22 protein-coding genes are annotated in these 22,448 nt (G+C 74.5%); 10 read left to right on the top strand and 12 right to left on the bottom strand.

Going from position 1 to position 22,448, the window contains the following annotated elements:
• Positions 1–3: 3 nt before the first annotated feature.
• The 3 genes from ACOACO_RS10515 to ACOACO_RS10505 are packed head-to-tail and all read left to right on the top strand — an operon-like array spanning position 4 to position 3,115.
• Entirely contained in the window at positions 4–774 is a 771-nt protein-coding gene (locus ACOACO_RS10515; RefSeq protein WP_420296169.1) for an LppX_LprAFG lipoprotein, read from the top strand.
• Positions 771–2,561, top strand: a complete 1,791-nt coding sequence (locus tag ACOACO_RS10510; RefSeq protein ID WP_420296168.1) for an MFS transporter — start codon at positions 771–773, stop codon at positions 2,559–2,561. The genes ACOACO_RS10515 and ACOACO_RS10510 overlap by 4 nt, the downstream gene beginning before the upstream one ends.
• A gap of 59 nt (positions 2,562–2,620) precedes the next feature.
• Positions 2,621–3,115 carry a beta-class carbonic anhydrase gene (locus ACOACO_RS10505; RefSeq protein WP_420296167.1) on the top strand — a complete coding sequence of 165 codons (495 nt, stop codon included), beginning with the start codon at positions 2,621–2,623 and terminating at the stop codon, positions 3,113–3,115.
• A gap of 2 nt (positions 3,116–3,117) precedes the next feature.
• Here the strand turns inward: ACOACO_RS10505 and ACOACO_RS10500 are convergent, their stop codons facing one another.
• On the bottom strand, positions 3,118–3,588 hold the full coding sequence (locus ACOACO_RS10500) for a hypothetical protein (protein WP_420296166.1): 471 nt from the start codon (positions 3,586–3,588) through the stop codon (positions 3,118–3,120).
• Positions 3,589–3,662: 74 nt separating this feature from the next.
• A complete protein-coding gene (locus ACOACO_RS10495; RefSeq protein WP_420296328.1) occupies positions 3,663–5,783 on the bottom strand; it encodes a DNA gyrase/topoisomerase IV subunit B in 2,121 nt (706 codons plus the stop codon).
• 353 nt (positions 5,784–6,136) lie between these two features.
• On the opposite strand from ACOACO_RS10495, the gene ACOACO_RS10490 reads away from it, so the two are divergent.
• The 3 genes from ACOACO_RS10490 (at position 6,137) to ACOACO_RS10480 (ending at position 7,518) form a co-directional block, all read left to right on the top strand.
• Positions 6,137–6,385 carry a DUF7455 domain-containing protein gene (locus ACOACO_RS10490; RefSeq protein ID WP_277498581.1) on the top strand — a complete coding sequence of 83 codons (249 nt, stop codon included), beginning with the start codon at positions 6,137–6,139 and terminating at the stop codon, positions 6,383–6,385.
• A 129-nt stretch (positions 6,386–6,514) separates the two neighbouring features.
• Entirely contained in the window at positions 6,515–6,988 is a 474-nt protein-coding gene (locus ACOACO_RS10485) for a DUF456 domain-containing protein (protein ID WP_420296165.1), read from the top strand.
• A gap of 68 nt (positions 6,989–7,056) precedes the next feature.
• On the top strand, positions 7,057–7,518 hold the full coding sequence (locus ACOACO_RS10480) for a hypothetical protein (protein WP_420296164.1): 462 nt from the start codon (positions 7,057–7,059) through the stop codon (positions 7,516–7,518).
• Positions 7,519–7,588: 70 nt separating this feature from the next.
• On the opposite strand, the gene ACOACO_RS10475 is transcribed toward ACOACO_RS10480, so the two are convergent.
• From ACOACO_RS10475 to ACOACO_RS10450, 6 genes are all read right to left on the bottom strand, one after another.
• The gene (locus tag ACOACO_RS10475) at positions 7,589–9,148 is read right to left on the bottom strand and encodes an RNA polymerase sigma factor (protein ID WP_420296163.1); all 1,560 of its coding nucleotides are present in this window, start codon (positions 9,146–9,148) and stop codon (positions 7,589–7,591) included.
• Positions 9,149–9,255: 107 nt separating this feature from the next.
• Entirely contained in the window at positions 9,256–9,672 is a 417-nt protein-coding gene (locus tag ACOACO_RS10470; protein WP_420296162.1) for a YjbQ family protein, read from the bottom strand.
• A gap of 52 nt (positions 9,673–9,724) precedes the next feature.
• On the bottom strand, positions 9,725–10,186 hold the full coding sequence (locus ACOACO_RS10465; RefSeq protein ID WP_420296161.1) for a PGPGW domain-containing protein: 462 nt from the start codon (positions 10,184–10,186) through the stop codon (positions 9,725–9,727).
• 82 nt (positions 10,187–10,268) lie between these two features.
• The gene (locus ACOACO_RS10460; protein WP_420296160.1) at positions 10,269–11,900 is read right to left on the bottom strand and encodes a RecQ family ATP-dependent DNA helicase; all 1,632 of its coding nucleotides are present in this window, start codon (positions 11,898–11,900) and stop codon (positions 10,269–10,271) included.
• Between the two features lie 52 nt (positions 11,901–11,952).
• Positions 11,953–12,513 (bottom strand): HhH-GPD-type base excision DNA repair protein, encoded by a 561-nt coding sequence (locus tag ACOACO_RS10455; RefSeq protein WP_420296159.1) that lies wholly within the window; start codon positions 12,511–12,513, stop codon positions 11,953–11,955.
• A gap of 31 nt (positions 12,514–12,544) precedes the next feature.
• Positions 12,545–12,928: a universal stress protein gene (locus ACOACO_RS10450; protein WP_420296158.1), complete on the bottom strand. Its 384-nt coding sequence runs from the start codon at positions 12,926–12,928 to the stop codon at positions 12,545–12,547.
• A gap of 135 nt (positions 12,929–13,063) precedes the next feature.
• On the opposite strand from ACOACO_RS10450, the gene ACOACO_RS10445 reads away from it, so the two are divergent.
• Positions 13,064–13,507, top strand: coding sequence for a hypothetical protein (locus ACOACO_RS10445; protein ID WP_420296157.1), 444 nt, complete (start codon positions 13,064–13,066; stop codon positions 13,505–13,507).
• A 39-nt stretch (positions 13,508–13,546) separates the two neighbouring features.
• Here ACOACO_RS10445 and ACOACO_RS10440 read toward each other — a convergent pair whose 3' ends face one another.
• Positions 13,547–15,034: a glutamate--cysteine ligase gene (locus ACOACO_RS10440; RefSeq protein WP_420296156.1), complete on the bottom strand. Its 1,488-nt coding sequence runs from the start codon at positions 15,032–15,034 to the stop codon at positions 13,547–13,549.
• A gap of 40 nt (positions 15,035–15,074) precedes the next feature.
• Complete coding sequence (locus ACOACO_RS10435; RefSeq protein WP_420296155.1) at positions 15,075–16,076, bottom strand: DUF4192 domain-containing protein; 1,002 nt, start codon at positions 16,074–16,076, stop codon at positions 15,075–15,077.
• 204 nt (positions 16,077–16,280) lie between these two features.
• Between ACOACO_RS10435 and ACOACO_RS10430 the strand changes: the two genes are divergently transcribed.
• The 3 genes from ACOACO_RS10430 to ACOACO_RS10420 all read left to right on the top strand — a co-directional run bounded on the left by ACOACO_RS10430 (position 16,281) and on the right by ACOACO_RS10420 (position 21,166).
• A complete protein-coding gene (locus tag ACOACO_RS10430) occupies positions 16,281–17,813 on the top strand; it encodes a DNA polymerase IV (protein WP_420296154.1) in 1,533 nt (510 codons plus the stop codon).
• A 10-nt stretch (positions 17,814–17,823) separates the two neighbouring features.
• Positions 17,824–20,001, top strand: a complete 2,178-nt coding sequence (locus tag ACOACO_RS10425) for a S9 family peptidase (protein ID WP_420296153.1) — start codon at positions 17,824–17,826, stop codon at positions 19,999–20,001.
• 193 nt (positions 20,002–20,194) lie between these two features.
• Positions 20,195–21,166 carry a sigma-70 family RNA polymerase sigma factor gene (locus ACOACO_RS10420; protein WP_420296152.1) on the top strand — a complete coding sequence of 324 codons (972 nt, stop codon included), beginning with the start codon at positions 20,195–20,197 and terminating at the stop codon, positions 21,164–21,166.
• A 23-nt stretch (positions 21,167–21,189) separates the two neighbouring features.
• On the opposite strand, the gene coaE is transcribed toward ACOACO_RS10420, so the two are convergent.
• Both coaE and ACOACO_RS10410 read right to left on the bottom strand, forming a co-directional pair.
• Positions 21,190–21,786, bottom strand: coding sequence for a dephospho-CoA kinase (gene coaE, locus ACOACO_RS10415; protein ID WP_420296151.1), 597 nt, complete (start codon positions 21,784–21,786; stop codon positions 21,190–21,192).
• Positions 21,783–22,448, bottom strand: coding sequence for an SIMPL domain-containing protein (locus tag ACOACO_RS10410; RefSeq protein WP_420296150.1), 666 nt, complete (start codon positions 22,446–22,448; stop codon positions 21,783–21,785). The genes coaE and ACOACO_RS10410 overlap by 4 nt, the downstream gene beginning before the upstream one ends.

The following is a 22,448-nucleotide window of genomic DNA, read 5'->3' as shown; positions in this document are numbered from 1 at the left end:
CGCATGGAATCCCCCTCGACCTCCCCCACCGGCGACGGTGGCGAGCGGCCCCGCCCCAGCCGGCGCGGATGGATCATCGGCGGCATCATCGTCGTCGTCCTCCTGGTCGCCACCCTCGTCCCGGCGCTGCTGTTCGGTGACGGCGACGACGGCCTCGACTTCTCCCGCCCCGGGGTCACCCCGGAAGACGTGCTGAAGGAGGCGAAGGAGAACCTCGACGACACCGAGGGCGTGGAGATCGCGCTGACCTCGCAGGGCCTGACCGACGACGTCTCGACGGCCCTGGTGAGCGCACAGGGCACCGCGGTGCGCCCCGACCGGTTCTCGGGTGCGTTCGCGCTGCGCGCGTTCAGCCTGCCGGTCGACGTCGACATCGTCGCGACCGAGGGCACGACCTACGCCCGCGCGGCGCTGCTCGGCCCCGGCTGGCGCGAGGTCGACCCGAAGCAGTACAACGCCCCGGACCCCGGCACCCTGCTCGACCCGGACAGCGGCGTGTCGGGGATCCTCACCGCCACCCAGGACCCGGTGGAGGACGGCGAGGAGCGCTGCGGCGAGGCCACCGCGACCCGCTACACCGGCACCGTGCCGGCCGAGACCGTGCGCAACATCATCCCCGGCGCCGACGGCGACTTCGACGCGGCGTACCTCATCGACTCCGACGGCTTCCTGTGCCGGGCCGACCTCACCGGCGAGTTCTACCCCGAGGTCTCGCTGACCTACGAGATCGGGTTCAGCAACTACGGCGAGACGATCGAGATCACTGCGCCGTGACGCTGCGGGGCGCCGACCGGGCGCTGCTGGTGGTGGCGGCGGTCGCGATCGCGATCGCCGCCGCCGACACCTACGTGGTGGTGCTGGCCCTGCCCGAGATGAGCGCCGCGGCGGGCATCGAGGCGATCGACCTGCAGCGTGCGGCGCCGATCATCTCCGGCTTCCTGCTGGGGTACGTCGCGATGCTGCCCCTCATCGGGCGCGTCGCCGACCTCGAGGGCCGGATCCCGGTGCTCGTCCTCTCGCTGGCGGTCTTCGCGGTCGGCTCGGGCGTCACCGCGCTCGCCTACGACCTGCCCGGCATGGTCGCCGGCCGCTTCCTCCAGGGCGTCGGCGGCGGCGGGCTCGTGCCCGCGACGATGGCCCTGGTCGCCGACCTCTACCCGGTGCACCGCCGCGGGCTTCCCCTCGGGCTCGTCTCGGCGGTGCAGGAGCTCGGCAGCGTCGTCGGCCCCGTGCTGGGCGCGGCGGTGCTCGCGGTCGCCACGTGGCGCGGCATCTTCGCGCTCAACCTCGCCGCCGGGGTCGTGCTGCTGCTCGCCACCCAGCGGCTCGCCCGGCGCTCCGCGGCCGTCGAGGCCGGCGCCGCCTCCGGCGAGGTCTCCCCCGCGGACCCTGCCCTCGCCCCGCGCCGCCACCTCGACGTGGTGTCGGTGATGCTCGCGGTGCTCGTCACCGTGGCGGGGGCGCTCACCGCACTGCAGCCGTCCGGGCTGGTGCGCCACGTCGTGTGGGGCGAGCTGTTCGCGCCGTACGTCGGGGAGGACCGCTGGCTCTCCCCCGTCGGGCTGCTGGCGGTGCTGGGGCTCGTCGCCCTGCTGGCGTGGTCGCTGCTCGCCCCGGCCCCGCTGCTCGACCTGCGGCGCTGGGGCCGGGCGCTCGTGGCCGCCGACCTCCCGGGGGCGCTGCTGCTCGCGGTCGCGCTCGGCGGGGTCATCCTCGCGTTCGGCACCGGCGACCCCGAGATCCAGGTCTTCTCCGACCACGGTCACTGGTACCTGCTCGGCTCCGCAGTCGCCGTCGTGTGGCTCGTGGTGCACCTGCGGCGCTCGGAGCGCCCGCTGATCCCGCGCGGCGCCCTGGCCTCCCGGGGCGCCTGGGGCGGGCTGCTGGTCAGCCTGTTCGTGGGGGCCGCCCTCATCGCGGCCGTGGTCGCGCTGCCGATCTTCGCCCGCACCACGATCTACCCCGACTCGCAGCTGCTCGCCTCGCTCGTCCTGGTGCGACTGCTCGTCGCGCTCCCGGTGGGCGCCGTGCTCGGCGGCCTCCTGCTGCGGCGGGTGCCGGCGGGAGCGGTGGCCGGCGCCGGCATGGCCGCGGCCGCGGTGGGCTTCGTCGTGATGGCGCGGTGGGACGCGACGGCGCTCGAGGGCTGGAGCGCCAACGTGCCCCTGCTCCTGACCGGTCTCGGCTTCGGGCTCGCGCTGGCCCCCGTCAACGCCGTCGTGCTCGCCGCGACCGACGACGAGGTCCACGGGCTCGCCTCCGCGATGGTGGTCGTCGCCCGGATGGTCGGCATGCTCGTCGGCATCTCGGCGCTGACGAGCATCGGCCTGCGCGCGTTCTACGCGGAGCGCGACTCCCTCCCTCCGATCGGTGAGGTCTGCGGTCGCCGCGGCACGTGCGGGGAGTACAACGACCTGCTCCGCGACGCCGCCCTCACCCAGGAGCAGGTCGTCTTCGCGGGGGCCGCCGGGTGCGCGGCCGTCGCGGCGCTGCTGGCGCTTGCGCTGTTCCGCGGCACCGACACCCGGGGCGTCCGCCGGCCGGGTCTCCTGGTGGGCTGAGCGCCCGGGGGCCGGACCCCCGGCCGCCCGTCTGCGTCCCGTCGGCTACCTTGCGATCCGTGAGCGACTTCGACGACCTCCTGGAAGCGAACCGGACGTTCTCCGAGACGTTCGAGTTCGGTGGCTTCGACGGCATCGCCCGAGCGGGCGTCGCCATCGTCACCTGCATGGACAGCCGCATCGACCCCCTGGGGATGGTCGGGCTGAAGCCGGGTGACGCCAAGATCTTCCGCAACCCCGGCGGTCGCGTGACGCAGCAGGCGCTGGAGGCCCTCGTCCTCGGCGTCCACCTGCTCAACGTCGACCGCATCCTCGTGGTGCCGCACACCCGCTGCGCGGTCGCGTCGAGCACCGAGGAGGAGCTGCACGAGCGCGTCACCGCGTCGGCCGGCGTCGACTCCACCTGGCAGACGTTCAACGTGGTGCGCGACCAGCGCGCGACCCTCGCCGCGGACGTGCACAAGGTCCGCTCCCACCCGCTCGTGCCGGACTCCGTCGCGGTCGGCGGGTTCGTGTACGACGTGGACTCCGGCCTGCTGGAGCCGGTGGCCTGACCTCAGCGGCCGGCGGTCGAGCCGTCGACGAGGTCCCGGTCACCGACCGGCTCGTCGAGCTCGACCGTCGTCTGCCGCACCTGCCCGGGCGACGAGCACAGCGCCGGGCGGGGCACCTCGCGCACGACGACCACGACCTCGTCGGCGCTCTCCTCGACCGTCGTGGTGCCCGTGGAGGCGCACGGGCTCGCGTCCCAGGTCACGGTGACGGAGCTGCCGTCCACGACGGGGTCGCGCCAGGCGACCGGCGTCCCGGGGTCCTCGCCGCCGACGGCGGCGCGGACGGCCGCCACCCCGCCGATCACGCAGCCCAGCAGCAGGACGACCGCGCCCGCGAGCACGAGCCACTGGCGGCGCCCGCCCGACGTTCCGCGCTCGGTCGCGGGCCCGCCCGACGCGGACGGCGCGGCGTCGTCGTGGTCGTGGTCGTGGTCCAACAGGTCCTCGAACAGCGACGTGTCATCTCCTCGCATAACCCGTCCACCTTCGCACACCCACCGGGCGCGCCCGAGACGGTGACGGCGTGGGCCGGGCCACGCCGGGAGGCTCAGACGTCGATGGCGTCGCGGTCCACGCTGTAGCTGCCGGCCACGATGAACTCCTTGCGCGGCGCCACCTCGGAGCCCATCAGCAGCTCGAACACGTCGGCGGCGCCCTGGGCGTCGTCGATCGTCATGCGACGCAGGGTGCGGTGCCGGGGGTCCATGGTGGTCTCTGCGAGCTGCTGGGCGTCCATCTCGCCGAGACCCTTGTAGCGCTGCACCGGGTCGCGCCAGCGGATGTTCTTCCGCTTGAGCTCGGCGAGCTTCCGCTGCAGCTCGGCGTCGGAGTAGGTGTAGACGTACTTCTCCTGGCCCTTGCGCGGGTTGGAGAGCTCGATGCGGTGCAGCGGCGGCACGGCCGAGAAGACCCGCCCGGCCTCGATGAGCCCCGGCATGTACCGGAAGAACAGCGTGGCGAGCAGGCAGCGGATGTGGGCGCCGTCGGAGTCGGCGTCGGCCATGAAGATGATGCGGCCGTAGCGGGCGGAGTCGAGGTCGAAGGTGCGACCCGAGCCGGCGCCCACCACCTGGATGATCGAGGCGCACTCGGCGTTCTTCAGCATGTCGGCCATCGAGGCCTTCTGCACGTTGAGGATCTTGCCGCGGATCGGCAGGAGCGCCTGGAACTCGGAGTTGCGGGCCAGCTTGGCCGTGCCCAGCGCGGAGTCGCCCTCGACGATGAACAGCTCGGAGCGCTCGGCGTCGGTCGAGCGGCAGTCGGCGAGCTTCGCGGGCAGCGCCGACGACTCCAGCGCGGTCTTGCGGCGCTGGTTCTCCTTGTGCTGGCGGGCCGCCAGGCGCGTCTTCGCCGCGCCCACCACCTTGTCCATGACGAGGCGGGCCTGGGCCTTCTCGACCTTCTTGGTGCTGGTGAGGAACTCCTTGAGCTCGCGGGCGACGACCTTGCGCACGATGGTGCGGGCGGCCGGCGTACCCAGGATCTCCTTCGTCTGGCCCTCGAACTGCGGCTCGGCCAGGCTCACCGTCACCACGGCGGTCAGGCCCTCGAGCACGTCGTCCTTGAGCACGTCGGCGTCGGCCTGCTTGAGCGTCTTGGTGGCGCGCAGCACGTCGTTGAAGGTGCGCGTCAATGCCTGCTCGAAGCCGTTGACGTGGGTGCCGCCCTTCGGCGTGGCGATGACGTTCACGTAGGAGCGCAGCTCGGTGTCGTAGCCGTGGCCCCAGCGCGCCGCCACGTCGACCACGAGCTCGCGCTCGACGTCCTGCGGCGTCATGTGGCCGGCGGCGTCGAGCACGGGGACGGTCTCGGTGAAGGTGTCGCTGCCCCGCAGGCGCAGGATGTCGGTGACGGCCTCGTCGTGGGCGAGGTGCTCGACGTACTCCGCGATGCCGCCGTCGAACTTGAACTCCTCCTCGCGGGCCACCTCGCCGCGCAGGTCGCGGATGATCAGCTGCAGGCCCGGGACGATGAAGGCCGTCTGCCGCGCCCGGGTGACCAGGTCGTCCCAGACGAACGCCGCGTCGGAGGTGAAGATCTGGCGGTCGGGCCAGAAGCGCACGCGCGTGCCCGTGGCGCCCTTCGCCGTCACGCGGGGGCCCTTGCGGGTCAGGCCCGAGCGGACCTCGAAGCCCGCCTGGGGGCCGTCCCCGTCGTACACCCCGGGGACGCCGCGGCGGAACGAGATGCCCTGGCGCGCCGGCGGCCGGTCGATGTCGACGTCGAGCCGGGAGGACAGCGCGTTGACGACCGAGGCCCCGACGCCGTGGAGGCCGCCGCTGGCCGCGTAGGAGCCGCCGCCGAACTTGCCGCCCGCGTGCAGCTTGGTGAAGACGACCTCGACGCCCGGCAGTCCCGTGCGCGGCTCGGCGTCGACCGGGATGCCCCGCCCGTCGTCGTGGACCTCGACGGAGTCGTCCGCGTGCAGCGTCACCTCGATGCGGCTCGCGTGCCCGCCCAGCGCCTCGTCCACGCCGTTGTCGATGATCTCCCACACGCAGTGCATGAGACCCCGCGTGTCGGTGGACCCGATGTACATGCCCGGGCGCTTGCGGACCGCTTCCAGGCCCTCGAGGACGAGGAGGTTGGCTGCGTTGTACGTGGCGTCGATGACGGTGCTCCCTCTGCGTGCTGCGGGCGGCGTCGTACGACGTCGCGCGAGCCGCAATCTACCGGCGGGCACCGACGGTGCCGGGGACCCGGTGCCGCCCTGCGCGGCCCGAGTCGGACACGCGGTCGGACACGCGGTCGGACACGCGGTCGGACACGCCCGCGCCGAGGTGCGCCGAAATGCCCCCGGGCGGCCCGTGCAGGCGGGAGGATGGCGCACGCCCCCTCGACGGCGAGGGGGCGACAGCCAGCGCGGCACCACCGCGGTGCGCGTCGGCGGAGCACCTCCCCCGTCTCAGGAATGGGGTGCGCCGTCGGCGGGTACAGCGGGCCGTGATGGGATCCAGGTGTCAGCCCGACCACACGCCGAGGGGAATGTTTTCCCCCGCGGCTAGGTTGGGCAAGGCACCGATGAAGAGAAATGAGGCCGATGTGACCACTGCAGTTGCCCCCAACTCCGCGGCACTGACCGCGACGGACCGCTGCGACCGCTGCGGCGCCCAGGCCTACCTGCGTGTCGAGCTGGCCAGCGGCGGCGAGCTCCTGTTCTGCGCGCACCACGCGCGTCAGCACGGGGACGCTCTCCGTTCCGTCGCGAGCAACGTCCAGGACGAGACCCACCGACTCCAGGGCACGCCCGGCGCGGGATCCGCCGAGTAACGCCCCGGGCGCCACGCGCCCACCGACGACCGACCACGACGGCCCCGGACCACCAGGTCCGGGGCCGTCGTGCGTCCCGGGCCGGTCGGCACCGCAGCGGTCCTCGCTGCGACCTGCGAGGATGGCGCCGTGACCTGGACCGACGCCCTCGTGGCGCTGCTCGTGGCCGTCGGCATCGTCGGCATCGTCGTGCCGGTGCTCCCCGGCACCCTGCTCATCGGCGCCACCTTCCTGGGGTGGGCCGTGCTGACCGGCGGCGCCGCGTGGGGCTGGTTCGCCGCCATCGCCGTCATCCTGGTCGTCGGCACCGTGGTGCAGTACGCGCTGCCCGGGCAGCGGCTCAAGGCCGCCGGTGTGCCCGGTCGCACGCTGCTCCTCGGTGGCCTCGCCGGTGTCGTCGGCTTCTTCGTCATCCCCTTCGTCGGCCTGTTCGTCGGCTTCGTGGCCGGGGTGTACGCCGCGGAGGTGCAGCGCGTCGGGTCCGTCGCGGCCCGGCCGTCGACGGTCGCGGCGCTCAAGGCCGTCGCCATGAGCATCGCCATCGAGGCCACGGCTGCGGTCGTCGCCTCGGCCGTCTGGTTCGTGGCGATCTTCCAGCTCTGAGACCGGCCCCGTCCGAGACCGGGGACGCCGCGCCCGATGCCCGGGCGCCCACCGGGTACCGGGGGCACATGCGCCGCCACCTCCTCGCCGTACCCGCCCTCGCCCTGATCCCCGCCCTCGCCGCCTGCTCGGCCAGCGACGAGGAGTCCCCCGACAACGTCGCGCCGGAGGCGAGCTCCACCGTCGGCACCGGCATGACCGAGAGCGGCTCTCCGTCGGCGAGCTCGACCACCTCCGAGAGCTCGGGCGCCGGCTCCGGCGCGTCCGGCGCCCCCGCGGACGCCCCGGCGTGCGCCGAGGTGTGGGTCGTCGGCGGCAGCATCCCGGCCGACTACGAGGGCTGCCTCGACGAGGAGGGGACGCTCGAGGTCGCCGAGACCACCGAGTGCACGGACGGGCGCCAGCTGCTCACCGGGCCGTCCGGCTTCGGCTTCGCCGGCGAGACCGCCACCCCGACGCCCGCCGGGCTCGCCGAGCCCGACCCCGCCAGCCCCGAGTACACCGCCGCGCTCGAGGAGTGCACCGGCTGACCTCTCCCCCGTACGACGACGGCCCGTCACCGAGGATCTCGGTGACGGGCCGTCGTGGTGAGGCGGGCGCTCAGTCCAGGTAGTCGCGCAGCACCTGCGAGCGCGACGGGTGGCGCAGCTTGCTCATCGTCTTCGACTCGATCTGACGGATGCGCTCGCGCGTCACGCCGTACACCTTGCCGATCTCGTCCAGGGTCTTCGGCTGGCCGTCGGTCAGGCCGAAGCGCATCGAGACGACGCCGGCCTCGCGCTCGGACAGCGTGTCGAGCACCGCGTGCAGCTGCTCCTGGAGCAGCGTGAACGACACGGCGTCGGCGGGCACGATCGCCTCGGAGTCCTCGATGAGGTCACCGAACTCCGAGTCGCCGTCCTCGCCGAGCGGTGTGTGGAGCGAGATGGGCTCGCGGCCGTACTTCTGGACCTCGACGACCTTCTCGGGCGTCATGTCGAGCTCCTTGGCCAGCTCCTCCGGGGTGGGCTCGCGGCCCAGGTCCTGGAGCATCTGGCGCTGGACGCGGGCCAGCTTGTTGATGACCTCGACCATGTGCACCGGGATGCGGATGGTGCGGGCCTGGTCGGCCATCGCGCGGGTGATGGCCTGACGGATCCACCACGTCGCGTACGTCGAGAACTTGTAGCCCTTGGTGTAGTCGAACTTCTCGACCGCGCGGATCAGACCGAGGTTGCCCTCCTGGATGAGGTCCAGGAACAGCATGCCGCGGCCGGTGTAGCGCTTCGCGAGCGAGACGACGAGACGCAGGTTGGCCTCGAGCAGGTGGTTCTTCGCGCGGCGCCCGTCGTCGGCGATCCACTCGAGCTCCTCGAGCACCTTGGGCGTGATCTTGCCGCCCTTGGCGAGCTTCTCGTCGGCGAAGAGACCGGCCTCGATCCGCTTGGCGAGCTCGACCTCCATCTCCGCGTTGAGGAGGGGGACCTTGCCGATCTGCTTCAGGTAGTCCTTGACCGGGTCGGCCGTCGCGCCGGCCACCATGACCTGCTGCTCGGGCTCGTCCGTGTCGTCGGCCGCCGAGACGACGAAGGAGGCCTCCTTCTCGTCCTGCTTGATCGTGGGGTCGGCCACGACGTCCTTCTCGAACACCTCGTCCGGGATGTCGGGCAGGATCTTCTTGCCGTCGGGGCCGACAGCGGCCGCGGGGGTCTCGGCGCCGTCGGTCTCCTCGACCTCGACCTCGATGACGTCCTCGACCACCTCGATGCCCTCGAGGTCGACGATCTCCTCGGCGTCCACGCCGTCGGCGTCGGCGTCGGGGGCGGCCTTCGCGGCCGCCGCCTTCTTCGCCGGGGCCGCCTTCTTCGCCGCCGCCTTGGCGGGGGCCTTCTTCGCCGCGGTCTTCTTCGCCGTGCCGGCGCTGGCCGTCGTCGTACGACGGGTCGCCGAGGCCGCGACGGCGCGCGTGGCGCCCGCGGCGATGTCGACGGTGATGCCGAGGGTGCTCAGGTGCACGAGCAGGGCCTTGAGGTGGACCGGCTCGATGGCCGCGTCCTCGCTGGCCTGCCGGACCTGGTCGGGGGTGACCACGCCGGTCGCCGAGCCGTGCTCCACCAGAGCGGCCAGGGCGGGGTGCGAGAGCACCTCGGCGGGGAGCTTCTTGCGTGCGATCGAAGCCACGAACACCTCTCGTCAACTACATCAGGGCGCGGCAGAGCCAGGTACTGTCAAGAGCCGCGAGCACCATGATGCCACGCGCCCCCACGCATCGCCGACCTGACCCGGGCTCACGCGCCCGCGGCGTCACCCAGGAAGCTGAGCCGCACCTCGCGCTCCGCGTTGTCCACGTTGAGGTCGACCAGGCAGATGCTCTGCCAGGTGCCGAGCGCGAGCCGGCCGTCGAGCACCGGCACGGTGGCGTACGGCGGGACCAGCGCCGGCATCACGTGGGAACGGCCGTGCCCGCGGCTCCCGTGGCGGTGGCGCCAGCGGTCGTCGGCCGGCAGCAGGTCACCGAGGGCGGCGAGCAGGTCGTCGTCGCTGCCCGCGCCCGTCTCCAGGACGGCGATGCCCGCCGTCGCGTGCGGCACGAAGACGTGCAGCAGGCCGTCGCCGCGGCCGGCGGCGTACTCCCGGCAGTCCTCGGTCAGGTCGAGCACGACCTCGCGGTCGCCGGTGCGGTAGGTCCGGGTCTGGCTGTCCATCCTGCGATCGTGCCAGGCGGGCCCGCGCGGCACCCGCCCCCGCGCCTCGGCCTCACCCCCGCCCCGCCGCGGCGGCGGCCGCCTCCATGCGCGCGAGCTCGTCGGGCCGGCCGTGGTAGCGCCGGTAGCTGTGGACGACCAGGGCCAGGCTCACGAGCCCAGACAGCACCTGGCTGACGCCGGCGGTCAGCCCGCCGGGCAGCCACGTCCACGGCGGCAGCACCCACCACGACGGCTGGTCGGGCGCCCAGATCCACAGCACCCCGGAGGCGGCGAGCAGCGTCGTGCCGACGATCGAGGCCCACGCCTTGGGGTGGGTGCGCACGCCGCGGGCGGCGGCGAGCTCGACCTGCGCCCGCAGCCGGTCGACGCGCCGCGCCGCCCACTCCTGGTAGCGCGCCAGGATGCCCAGACCGATGACGCCGACGAGCAGGCCCGGGCCCGGGAGGGGGAACAGCACGACCCCGAGCAGCAGCAGCACCCAGCCGACCACGATCGCCACCAGCCGACGCATGCGGACGAGGCTGACCCTCCTCCGCGACCGGCAGGTGAACGCGCGACCACGGGCGGGCGCCGCCGGGCCGGGTCGGGCAGCGTCAGGCCGGCGTCAGCAGCCCCTGCTCGTCCACCAGGCGGGTCGCGAGGGTCTTGTAGCCGTTCTCCTCGAACAGCACCGTCACCTGGTGCTCGTCGGCCTCGACGACGACCCCGGTGCCGAAGTCGGCGTGCACCACGCGCTCGCCGCGGCGCTCGTCGTCGACCGCGGGCGCCTCGTCGGCCCGGCCCGAGCGGCAGTTGTCGCAGTGGCTGCAGGGCTCGGAGGAGTGGCCGTAGTACCCCAGCAGCCAGGCCGAGCGGCAGCGGCCGGTCTCGGCGAACTCCCGCATCATTTCGACGCGGGACTGCTCGAGGCGGCGGCGCTCCCGCGCGACGTCCAGCACGGCCTCGACGTCCGCGTCGGGACCGGCCAGCTCGGCGAGGTTGAGGACGCGGGTCGCGGCGGCCGTCCCGACGCCGGCCGCCTCGGCGACCTCGCGGACGTCGGCCGCGCCCACCCGGCGGGCGGCGTCGAGCACCGAGCGCACCGTGCCCCGCCGCGGCACGCCGGCGGAGAAGAAGCGGCCGAGGGCCCGGTCCTCCGGCCGGTGCATGAGCACGACGTCGGCCGGCTCGCCGTCACGCCCGGCGCGGCCGATCTCCTGGAAGTAGTCGTCGACGGAGGCCGGGGCGCCGGCGTGCACGACGAGACGGACGTCGGGCTTGTCGATGCCCATGCCGAAGGCCGAGGTCGCGACGAGCACGTCGAGGTCGCCCGCCTCGAACCGGGCGTGCACCTCCTCGCGCTCGGCGCGCCGCAGCCCGGCGTGGTAGGCGGCGCTGCGCCGGCCGCGGGCGGCGAGGTCGCCGGCCAGCTGCTCGGCGTGCCTGCGGGTGCGCACGTAGACCAGCGCCATCCCCGCGTCCTCGCTCCCCCCGGCACCGGTGTCGGCGTCGGTGTCCGCACCGGGGTCGGCGTCGCGGCGCTCGGCCAGCTCGCGCACCCGCTCGTCGAGCCGATCGCCGTCGGGCACCTGCTCGACCGAGAGCCGGAGGTTCGGGCGCGCCAGGTCGGCGGTGACGACGGCGACGTCGTCGAGACCCAGCCGCGCGGTGATCGACTCCAGCACCGGCGCGGCCGCCGTCGCGGTGGTGGCCACGCGCACGGCCCGGTCACCGGACCCGTCGAGCCGGTCGAGCAACGAGCCCAGCCGCAGGTAGTCGGGGCGGAAGTCGTGGCCCCACTCGGAGACGCAGTGGGCCTCGTCGACGGCCACGAGCCCGGGCGGGCACGCGGCGAGCGCCTCGGCCACCTCGACGTTGGCGAGCTGCTCGGGTGCCAGGAACAACAGGTCGACCTCGCACCGGCCGACCGCCGCCAGCAGGTCCGCGCGACGGCCCTTCGCCAGCGTCGAGTCGAGACGCTCGACCCGTACGTCGGTCTCCTCCAGGTGGGCGACCTGGTCGCGCTGGAGGGCCAGCAGCGGGGAGACCACGAGCGTCCACCCGTCGACCAGGCGACCGGCCGCGAGGTAGACCAGCGACTTCCCGGACCCGGTCGGGGCCAGGACGACGGTGTCCCTGCCGTCGAGCACGGAGCCGAGCGCCTCGCGCTGCCAGCCGGTCGGGGTGTCGACGCCGAAGGCGGAGGCCGCCGCGTCGATGCGCTCGTCCGTCGTCTCGTCCGCCACGCATGAAGACTGGCAGCGCCCTCCAAGCGCGTCGCCCGGCCGGCGCAACGCCCTACTTCTTCGCCGCGGCCTTCTTCTGCTTCTTGTAGTCCCGCACCTTCTGCAGCGACTCGCCGTCCACGACGTCGGCCACCGACCGGAAGCCCGGCTCGGCGTAGTCGCCGACCGCCTGCTCCCAGCCGTCGGGGCGCACGTCGCGCTGCTTGGCCAGCAGGGCCACGAAGATCTGGGCCTTCTGCTTGCCGAAGCCCGGCAGGGCCATGACCCGCTTCAACAGGTCCTTCCCGTCGGTCGCCTCCGTCCACAGGCGGGCGGCGTCGCCGTCGTGCTCGTCGACGACGATGCGGGCCAGCTCCTGCAGCCGCGCGGCCATCGAGCCGGGGAAGCGATGGATGGCGGGCGCCGTGGCGCACAGCGCGGCGAACTCCTCGGGGTCGGCCGCGGCGATGCGCGCCGGGTCCAGCGTGCCGAACCGGTCCAGCACCTTCGCGGGGCCGCGGAAGGCGTGCTCCATCGGGTACTGCTGGTCGAGCATCATCCCCACGAGCAGCGCGAAGGGGTCGGACTCGAGGACGGCGTCGGCGGCCGCGTCACCGGTGATCTGGATGGCCATGGGGCCATCCTGCCGCAGGGCGCGGGCGCGCTCAGCCGACCGCGGGCACCTTGACGGCGAGGACGGGGGTGCGGGCGTCGAGCAGGATGCGCTGGGCGTTGCTGCCGAGCAGCAGCTTGCCGACGGGGGTACGTCGGCGCAGGCCGATCACGATGAGGTCGGCGTCCAGCTCCTCGGCCACCGCCAGCAGGTCCTCGGCCGGGTCGAACGCCCCGGTCGTCACGCGCACCTCGTGGGGCACGCCGGCGGCGGCGAGCAGCTCGCGCGCGGGCTCGAGGCCCTCGACGGTGTCGTCCCCGCGGGTGGCGCTCACGAGCACGACGCGGGCGTCGCGCAGACGCGCCTCCTCGATCGCCTTGTGCAGGGCCGCCTCGCCCTCCGGCTTGGTCACGTATCCCACGACGATCGTTGTCACGCGCACTCCCCTTCGCTGCGGCAGCCACGTCGGTCACGACGGGCCCTCCTGGGCACGCTAGCCGATGCGCCCGACCCGCGTCGGCCTGTGGAGAGCCGTTCGCCCCGGACGGCGCCACGGGTGAGGCTGACGGTCGTGACCCGCCCTCCCCCGCGTCCCGCGCACCCGGCGGGCGGCGCCGCGCCGGTGGGCACGTCGTACGACGAGCTGCGCACCGCCGTGCGGTGCCTCCTGGCCGAGGGACGGCGCAGCCGCTTCGCGCCCCGGGTGCACGCGGGCCGGCCGGGCGGCACGGTCCGCAGCGTCGAGGCCGCGCCGTACGACGACCACGCGCTGCAGGCCGACGTGCTCACCGTGATGGTCGAGGCGCTGGCCGCGACCACGCCCCCGCTGGTGTGGGTCACGCGGCCGGGCGGGTCCGGGGCGCCGGAGGCGGCGGACCTCGACCTGGCGTGGCTGCGCGCGACCCGGGCGGCGTCCGGCGAGCTCGGCGTGCCGCTCGCCTTCGCCGTCGTCACGCGGCACGGGTGGTGGGACCCGCTGGGCGGCGCGAGCCGCACGTGGCGCCGGCTGCGCTGAGCCGCCGCCGGGGCCGCCGGGAGACACGCCGGGCGGGGCTCAGACGTCCCAGGTGTGCACGGGCTCGTTGGTGTGCATGCGCTCGCGGTAGTCGCCGCAGGCGCGGCGCAGCGCCTCCTCGCGGGGCACGCCGTCGCCCTCGGCCCGCACCCGGCGCACGAGCCAGTCCGCGCCGTTCGTGCCGCGCAGGCACCGCTGCTCGATCACCCCCAGGAGGCGGTCGATCTCGTCCGTGCCCACGCCCCACGCGAGCAGGCCGTTGCGGGCCTGCGGCAGCAGGCGGCGCAGCACGAGCTCGGTGACCGGCACCTGGCCCACGCCGGGCCAGTAGACCTGCGCGTCGATGCCGTGCTGGGCGGCGGTGTGGAAGTTCTCCTCCGCCGCGCTGAACGACATCTGCGACCACAGGGGGCGCTCGTCGGTCGCGAGCTCGCGCACGAGGCCGAAGTAGAAGGCGGCGTTGGCGATGGTGTCGACCACCGTGGGCCCGGCCGCGAGCACCCGGTTCTCGACCCGCAGGTGCGGCCGGCCGTCCGCGACGTCGTAGACGGGCCGGTTCCACCGGTAGACCGTGCCGTTGTGCAGCCGCAGCTCGGTGAGCTCGGGCACGCCGCCGTCGTCCAGCACGGCCAGCGGGTCCTCACCCTCGGTGACGGGCAGCAGCGCCGGGAAGTAGCGGACGTTCTCCTCGAACAGGTCGAACACCGACGTCACCCACCGCTCGCCGAACCACACCCGGGGGCGCACGCCCTGCGCCTTCAGCTCCTCGCTGCGGGTGTCGGTGGCCTGCTCGAAGAGCGGGATGCGCGTCTCGCGCCACGCCTCCTTGCCGAACAGGTACGGCGCGTTGGCCCCCACCGCGATCTGCACGCCGGCGATGGCCTGGGAGGCGTTCCAGTAGGCCGCGAAGTCCTCCGGCGCCGTCTGCACGTGCAGCTGCGTGCTCGTGCAGGCGGCCTCCGGCACGATCGAGTCGGTGCGCGTGCGCACCCGCTCCACCCCGCGGACGTCGATCTCGATGTCCTCGCCGCGCGCGGCGAGGATCTGCTCCGACAGCAGGGCGTAGCGCGGGTTGGGGCTCAACGACGCCGGGCGCATGTGGCCCTCGCCCAGGGTCGGCAGGATGCCGACCATCACGAGGTGCGCGCCGACGGCCGCGCTCGCCGCCTCGGCCTCGTTGAGGCTGCGGCGCAGGCCCTCCTCGAACGCGGTCAGCCCACCCGGCCCGCCGGCCACCTCGGGCGCGAGCCGGGCGGGCGGCACGTTGATCTCGACGTTGAACTGGCCCAGCTCGGTCTGGAAGTCGGGACTCGCGATCGCCTCGAGCACCTCGGCGTTGCGCAGCGCGGGTCGCTCCTCGGCGTCCACGAGGTTGAGCTCGACCTCCAGCCCGGTGCGCGGGTCGTCGGCCTCGAACGCCTCCTCGCGGAGCATGCGGGCCAGCGCGTCGAGCGAGTGCCGGACCTTCTCCCGGTGCCGCGTGCGGTCAGCGCGGGTGAACTGCTGCTGATCGACCTCGTCTCCCATGGCGCGAGCGTAGTGGGCGCCCTGACGCCGACTCCGCCGCTCATGCCGGCGAGGGCAGCTCCCCCGCCCCGACCTCCTCCCACCAGTCCGGCGGCGTCGCCGTCTCCAGCAGGTCCCGCACGAGGCAGCCGAGGGGGTGCTCCGGGGCCTCGGCCAGGCACACGTCGACCGCGCACCAGGCCAGGGCGCCGTCGCCGTGCAGCCAGGCGCTGAGCCCGACCAGCGCCGCCACGCCCGACCGCGCCCCCTCCGGCGCCCGCCGCAGCGCCGGCACCCACACGTCGAGGTGCGCCCGGGCGTCGGGGCGGGTCATCCCGGCCCACGCGGCGTCGCGGTTCACCCCGACCTCCAGGGCCACGAGCAGCCGGGCCAGGTCGGCCGGGCCCGGCTCGGCCCCGGACTCCAGGGCCCGCAGCACCGTGCGCCGCACCCAGGCGGCCTCCTCGACCCCCTGCACCCGCCGGCGCTCACGGGCGACCGCCTCGGCGACGTCGCCACGCTGCTCGAGCGGCAGCGGGGCCAGCTGGGCGGCCATCGCCGCCCGGGAGCGGTGCACCACCCGGCCGTCGACCACGGCCCGGGCGCGCACGGGGTGGGTGTCGTTGCGGTACGGCGTGCCCTCCGCCCCCGGGGAGGCCCCCGCGGGGACGCACGCGGAGTCCCCGGCGACGTACCAGCGCCGCCCGTCCGCCCGGATCGCCGTCGCGAGACCGATCCCGGCCTGCCAGCAGCGGTCCCGCAGCGCGTCGGCGACCGCGTCGGCCAGGTCGGCGCGGTCGGTGTAGAGCACGGCCGCCACGACACCCACGCCGTGGCGCACGCACGGCGCGACCACGGCGTCGACGACGAGGTCGACGTCCCGCGGGTCCGCCGGCAGGTCGATGCGCAGGTGCATGCCGCTGCGCCCCGGGGTGCCGGAGGGGCCCTGCCGGCCGGAGCGGCCGTCCGCCCCGAACGTGAGGACGGCCAGGGAGTCGGCGGGCTCGAACCCGAGCACCACCGGCACGGCGGCCAGGAGGTCGGCGGGCGTGCGCAGGCGCACGACGGGTTGCTCGCCGGCGGGCGGGAGGTCGGGTCGGGTCCCGGGCGACGGGACGGAGCGGAGGGGTCGGGGGCCGGTGCGGCGCTGTTCGGTCATGCCCCCGGCGTCCCCGGCCCCCGGCAGGCCCACCCCGCCCGATCCGTGCCTGTGGACGACCGGCGGTTGCCGCCGGCCTGTGGACGGGAAGCGGCTAGCGTGCCCTGCGTGTCGCCGTCCGTGCCGCCTCCGCCCGGGCCCGTCGTCCGACGGCCCCACGCGTCGGTGCTGCACCTCGACCTCGACGCCTTCTTCGCCGCCGTCGAGCAGCGGGACAAGCCCTCCCTGCGCGGCAAGCCCGTCGTGGTGGGCGGCACCGGCGGCCGCGGTGTCGTCGCCACCGCGTCGTACGAGGCGCGGGTCTTCGGCGTGCGGTCCGCCATGTCGACCCGCGAGGCGCGCGCCCGGTGCCCGCACGCGGCGTACCTGCGGGGGCGCTTCGACGCCTACCGCGAGGCCAGCGGCGTCGTCATGGGGCTCCTGCGGGAGGTCTCCCCGCTCGTCGAGCCCCTGTCGATGGACGAGGCCTTCGTCGACCTCGCCGCCGCCACCGACCCCGCCCTGCGGGACCTGTCGACCCCGGCCGTCACCGAGTTCGCCGAGGAGCTGCGCACCCGGGTGCGGGAGGCCACGGGCGGCCTGACGGCGTCGGTGGGCCTCGGCACCTCGAAGTTCGTCGCGAAGGTGGCGAGCGACCTCGACAAGCCCGACGGCCTCGTCGTGGTCGCCCCGGGCACCGAGCAGGAGCTGCTGCGCCCGATGTCGGTGTCCGTCATCCCCGGCGTCGGGCCCGCCACCGCCGAGCGCCTGCGCCGCGCCGGCGTGCGCACGGTCGCCGACCTGGAGGGCCTCAGCCTCGACGAGCTCGTCCGCCAGGTCGGCAACGCCCACGGCCGCTCGCTGCACGAGCTGGCCCGCGCCCACGACCCCCGGCCGGTCGTCGCGGAGCGGGAGGCGAAGTCGGTGAGCGCCGAGGGCACCTACGAGACCGACCTGCGCGACACCGCCGTCATGGCCGAGCTGCTCGCCCGGCAGGCCGGGGGCGTCGCGCGGCGCCTCGCCGACGCGGGGCTGTCGGGGCGGACCGTCACCATCAAGGTGCGCCTGCACGACTTCACCACCCTCAACCGCTCGGCGACCCTGCCGTCGCCGGTCGACGACGCCGCGAGCATCGCCCGCGTGGCCCGCCGGCTGCTCGCCGAGCTCGCCACGACCACCGACCTGCGCGACGGCGTCCGGCTGCTCGGCGTCGGCGTCTCCGGGCTCGCCGACTGGGTGCAGGAGGACCTCTTCGGCACCCTGCTGCCGGGCCCCGACGACCCGGACCAGCCGCCCGCCTCGTCCGCTGCCGCCGCGTCCACCTCCCCCGCTCCGGGCCCCGCGGCCCCGGACGCCGAGACGTCTCCCCCGACCGACCCGGCCGGCGCGGGTGCCCGCAGCGACACGACGTACGCACCCGGCACCGACGTGGAGCACGACGAGCACGGTCGCGGCTGGGTGTGGGGCTCGGGCCGCGGCGTCGTCACTGTGCGCTTCGAGACCGCCGACACCCCGCCCGGGCCCGTCCGCTCCTTCCGCGTCGACGACCCGGCGCTGCGGCCCTGGCAGCGCCCGGCGGCGCCTCCCGCGCCCGGGACCACCGACGGCGGGGAGGACGACGGCGGGGAGGACCGCGGCGGGGGCGTCGTACCCCGCGACTAGCCTCGGGCCCATGACCTCGAGCGCTCCCGAGCACCCGCCCGTCGCCGAACCCCGGCCCGTCACGACCACCCACCACGGCCACGAGCGCACGGACGAGTACGACTGGCTGCGCGCCAAGGACGACCCGGAGGTCCTCGCCCACCTCGAGGCGGAGAACGCGTGGACCGAGGCGCGCACCGCGCACCTCGCCGACCTGCGCGAGGCGATCTTCGGCGAGATCAAGGCCCGCACGCAGGAGACCGACCTGTCGGTGCCGACCCGCAACCGGGGCTACTGGTACTACTCGCGCTCCTTCGAGGGCAAGGAGTACGGCGCGAGCTGCCGCGTCGCGGTCACCGACCCCGACGACTGGACGCCGCCGCAGCCGGCGGCCGACAGCGCGCCCGACCAGCCGGCCCTGGCCGGCGAGGAGCTGCTGCTCGACCTCAACGAGCTGGCGGAGGGCCACGAGTTCTTCTCCCTCGGCGGCTCGTCGATCAGCCCGAGCACCACGCTGCTCGCCTACGCCACCGACACGGTGGGCGACGAGCGCTACACGGTGCGGGTCAAGGACCTCGCCACCGGCGACCTGCTGGCCGACGAGCTGACGGGCGTCCTCGGCGGCGTCACCTGGAACCGCGACTCCGACGCCTTCTACTACACGACCGTCGACGACACCTGGCGCCCCGACAAGGTGTGGCGCCACGTGCTCGGCACCGACCAGTCCGACGACGAGCTGGTCTTCCACGAGACCGACGCCCGCTACTGGACCGGCATCGGCCGCTCCCGCACCGACCGGTTCCTGCTCGTGTTCACCGGGTCGAAGACGACCAGCGAGGTGCGGTTCCTCGACTTCGACGACGCCGCGGCCGGGCTGCAGCTGTTCGCCCCGCGGGTCGAGGGCGTCGAGTACGGCGTGGAGCACGCCCGTCTCGCCGGCGAGGACGTGTTCCTGGTGCTGCACAACGCCGACGGCCCCGACTTCGCCGTCGCGGTCGCGCCCGTGGCGCCCACCCCCCGGGAGGACTGGCGCCCTCTGCTCGCCCACGACCCCGCGGTGCGGCTCGAGGCCGTCGAGGCCTTCGCGGGGCACCTCGTGGTGCACCAGCGCAGCGAGGGCCTCACCCGGCTGCGCATCATCGAGCTCGACGACGCGGCGGCCTCGGGGACCGGCGACGACTACCTGGTCGAGTTCGACGAGGCGGTCCACACCATCGACACGGGCAGCAACCCGGCCTTCGACCAGCCGGTGGTGCGGCTGGGCTACACGACGCTGGCCGTGCCCGCGTCGGTCTACGACTACGACGTCCGCACGCGGGAGCGTCACCTGCTGCGACGCACGCCCGTGCTGGGCGGTTACGACCCGTCCGCCTACGTCGAGCAGCGGCTGTGGGCCACCTCCGACGACGGCGAGCGGGTGCCGATCTCCCTCGTGGCGCGCCGCGAGGTCGCGGACGCCGTCGCCGCGGGCACCCCGGCGCCGCTGCACCTGTACGGCTACGGCTCCTACGAGGTGTCGGTGGACCCGTACTTCTCCGTGGCGCGGCTCTCAGTGCTCGACCGGGGCGCCGTCTTCGCCATCGCCCACGTGCGCGGCGGCGGCGAGATGGGCCGCCGCTGGTACGACGCCGGGAAGATGGAGCACAAGCAGAACACCTTCACCGACTTCATCGCCTGCGGGCGCCACCTCGTCGCGGAGGGCTGGACGACGCCCGAGCGGATGGTCGCCGAGGGCGGCAGCGCCGGCGGGCTGCTCATGGGCGCGGTCGCCAACCAGGCGCCCGAGCTGTGGGGCGGGATCGTCGCCGAGGTGCCGTTCGTCGACGCCCTCACCTCGATGCTCGACTCCTCCCTCCCCCTGACGGTCGGCGAGTACGAGGAGTGGGGCAACCCGGAGGACGACCCGGAGGCGTACGCACGGATGGCGGGGTACGCGCCGTACGACAACGTGGCCGCCGTCGACTACCCGCCGATCCTGGCGGAGACGTCGCTCAACGACACCCGGGTGCTCTACGTCGAGCCGGCGAAGTGGGTGGCACGCCTGCGGGCCACCGCCGTCGGGCGTCGCGACTTCCTGTTGCGCACCGAGATGTCGGCCGGTCACGGCGGGGTGTCCGGGCGCTACAAGGCCTGGCGCGACCGGGCCTTCAGCCTGGCCTGGATCCTCGAACGGATGGGTCTCGCGGACCGCGATCCCCTCGGAGGCTGAGACCTCCCCGCGAGGACTGAGAAGTCCCTGAGATTAAACGTTTCCTGCAACTCGCAGGGATTCCCGCTCGTCGGGTACTGGTGAGACGCGCGGCGGGGAGGCCCCACCAATCGGGAATCCCCTCCGCGCCGAAGCAGTTACACCACACGTGCGGCGTACCACCCGACGCCGCACCGACGAGGAGGCGGGTCAGATGTCCACACGCACCACGAAGGCAACGGGACGCGCGACCGGGGACCGCGACATCGAGGGTCGCGACAGCGTCGGCCTGTACCTGGACGAGATCGCCCGTACGCCGCTGCTCGACGCGATCACCGAGGTCGAGCTGGCGAAGACGATCGAGGCCGGGCTGTACGCCGAGCACCTGCTGGCGATCGGCCGGGTCGGCCGGCGCGGCGGCGGCGCACCCAAGTCCGCCACGCGCGAGGAGCTCGAGTGGCTCGCGGCCGAGGGCCAGCGCGCCATCGACACGTTCATCCAGGCCAACCTGCGCCTGGTCGTCTCGATCGCCCGCAAGTACGGCCGCTCCCAGATGCCGATGCTGGACCTGATCCAGGAGGGCAACACCGGCCTGATCCGCGCGGTCGAGAAGTTCGACTACGCGAAGGGCTTCAAGTTCTCCACCTACGCCACCTGGTGGGTGCGCCAGGCGATCACCCGCGGCATCGCGCAGCAGGCCCGCGTCGTGCGGCTGCCCGTGCACGTCGTGGAGGAGCTCAACCAGGTCAGCGGTGCCCGCCGCACGCTCGAGCGCCAGCTCGGCCGCGACCCCGAGCCCGAGGAGATCGCCACCGAGCTCGGCATGACGATGGAGCGCGTGACCGACCTGCTGTCGTGGGGTCGCGAGCACGTCAGCCTCGACTCCCCCGTGGACGAGGACGGCGACACCTCGCTGGGTGACCTCATGGCGCAGGCGACCTCCCCGGGGCCTGACCTGACGGTGCTCGACGTCGAGTCCCGCGACCGCCTCAACACGCTGGTCGCGCTGCTCGACGACCGCTCCGCCGACATCATCCGCTCGCGCTACGGCCTGTCCGACGGCCGCCAGCACAAGCTGGCCGACATCGGCACCAAGCACGGCATCTCCGCCGAGCGCGTCCGCCAGCTCGAGCGGGAGGCCCTGCAGAAGCTGCGCGGCTTCGCGGACCCGGACCTGGCTGCCTGACCCCAGCCCGGTCCGTCCGGCCCTCAGGGCCGGGGCGCCCGCCGCAGCTCGTCGATGACCTCCACCACACGCTGGTGGAGGTCGTCGCGCGTCCCGGTGTTGTCGATGACGTGGGTGGCGACCGCCAGCCGCTCCTCCCGCGTCGCCTGCGCGGCGATGCGCGCGCGGGCGTCGGCCTCCGTCCAGCCCCGGTCGCCCGTCATGCGGGCGACCTGCACCTCGACCGGGACGTCGACCACGACCACCGCGTCGAAGCGCCCCTGCTGCCCCGTCTCCACGAGCAGCGGGATGTCGTGCACGACCAGCGTCCCGGGGCCGGCCGCCGCCTCGAGCTCGGCGGCCGCCGCCCGGATGAGCGGGTGGAGGATCCCCTCGAGGGCGACCCGCCGGTCGGGGTCCGCGAAGACGATCGCGCCCAGCGCGGCCCGGTCGAGCGCGCCGTCGTCGGCGAGCACCGACGGGCCGAACTCCTCGACCACGGCGGCGAGCCCCGGCGTACCCGGCTCCACGACCTGCCGCGCCAGCAGGTCGGAGTCCACGACAACCGCCCCCAGCTCACGCAGCACGGCGGCCACGGTGCTCTTGCCGGAGGCCACTCCCCCGGTCAGCCCGATCCTCATGCGTCCTCCTCGGTGGCGGTGAACCGCGCGTGCACGCGGACGGTCAGGTCGACGGGGGCCGGCGAGACGGGGGCGTGGGCGAAGCCCGGCCCCGATGCGGGCACGGCGCCGCTCATGCCGCGCCAGGCGCGGTCCCCGGAGTCGTGCAGCAGGCCCGCGTCCGCGACCGCCACGACCCGAGGGCGAGCGAGCCCGGCGGCCGCGGCGTAGTCGCCCGCACGCTCCCGGGCGTCGGCGACGGCCTCGCGGCGCAGCCGCGCGAGCACCTCGCGCTGGTGCTCCCGCGTCAGCGTCCACTCGACGTGGGCGACCTCGAACCCGTCGACGTCGGACGCCTGCGCCACCCAGCGGGCGAGCGCGGCGGCGTCGTCGAGCTCGGCGCGGACCGAGACCAGGGCGTAGCGCCGCGGCTCGCGCGCACGCTCGGGACCGTCGTGCACCCAGTGGTCCTCGCGGCCAGAGATGACCGCGTCGACCGACCGGGAGCGCACGGGCCCGTCCACGGGCAGGAGCGCCACGACCTGCTCGGCCGCCCGCGCCACGTCGGCGTGCACCTGCGCGCCGTCGGGGCCGGTACGGCGGACCCGGGCGTGCACCGTGCCCCGGTCGGGCGGGACGGCGGCGTGCGCCGCGCCCTCGACGGTGATCTCGACCTGCGTCAC

The sequence above is a fragment of the Nocardioides sp. CPCC 205120 genome (assembly GCF_048654585.1).
GTDB lineage: Bacteria > Actinomycetota > Actinomycetes > Propionibacteriales > Nocardioidaceae > Nocardioides.
This window is presented reverse-complemented; position numbering and strand designations above follow the sequence as displayed.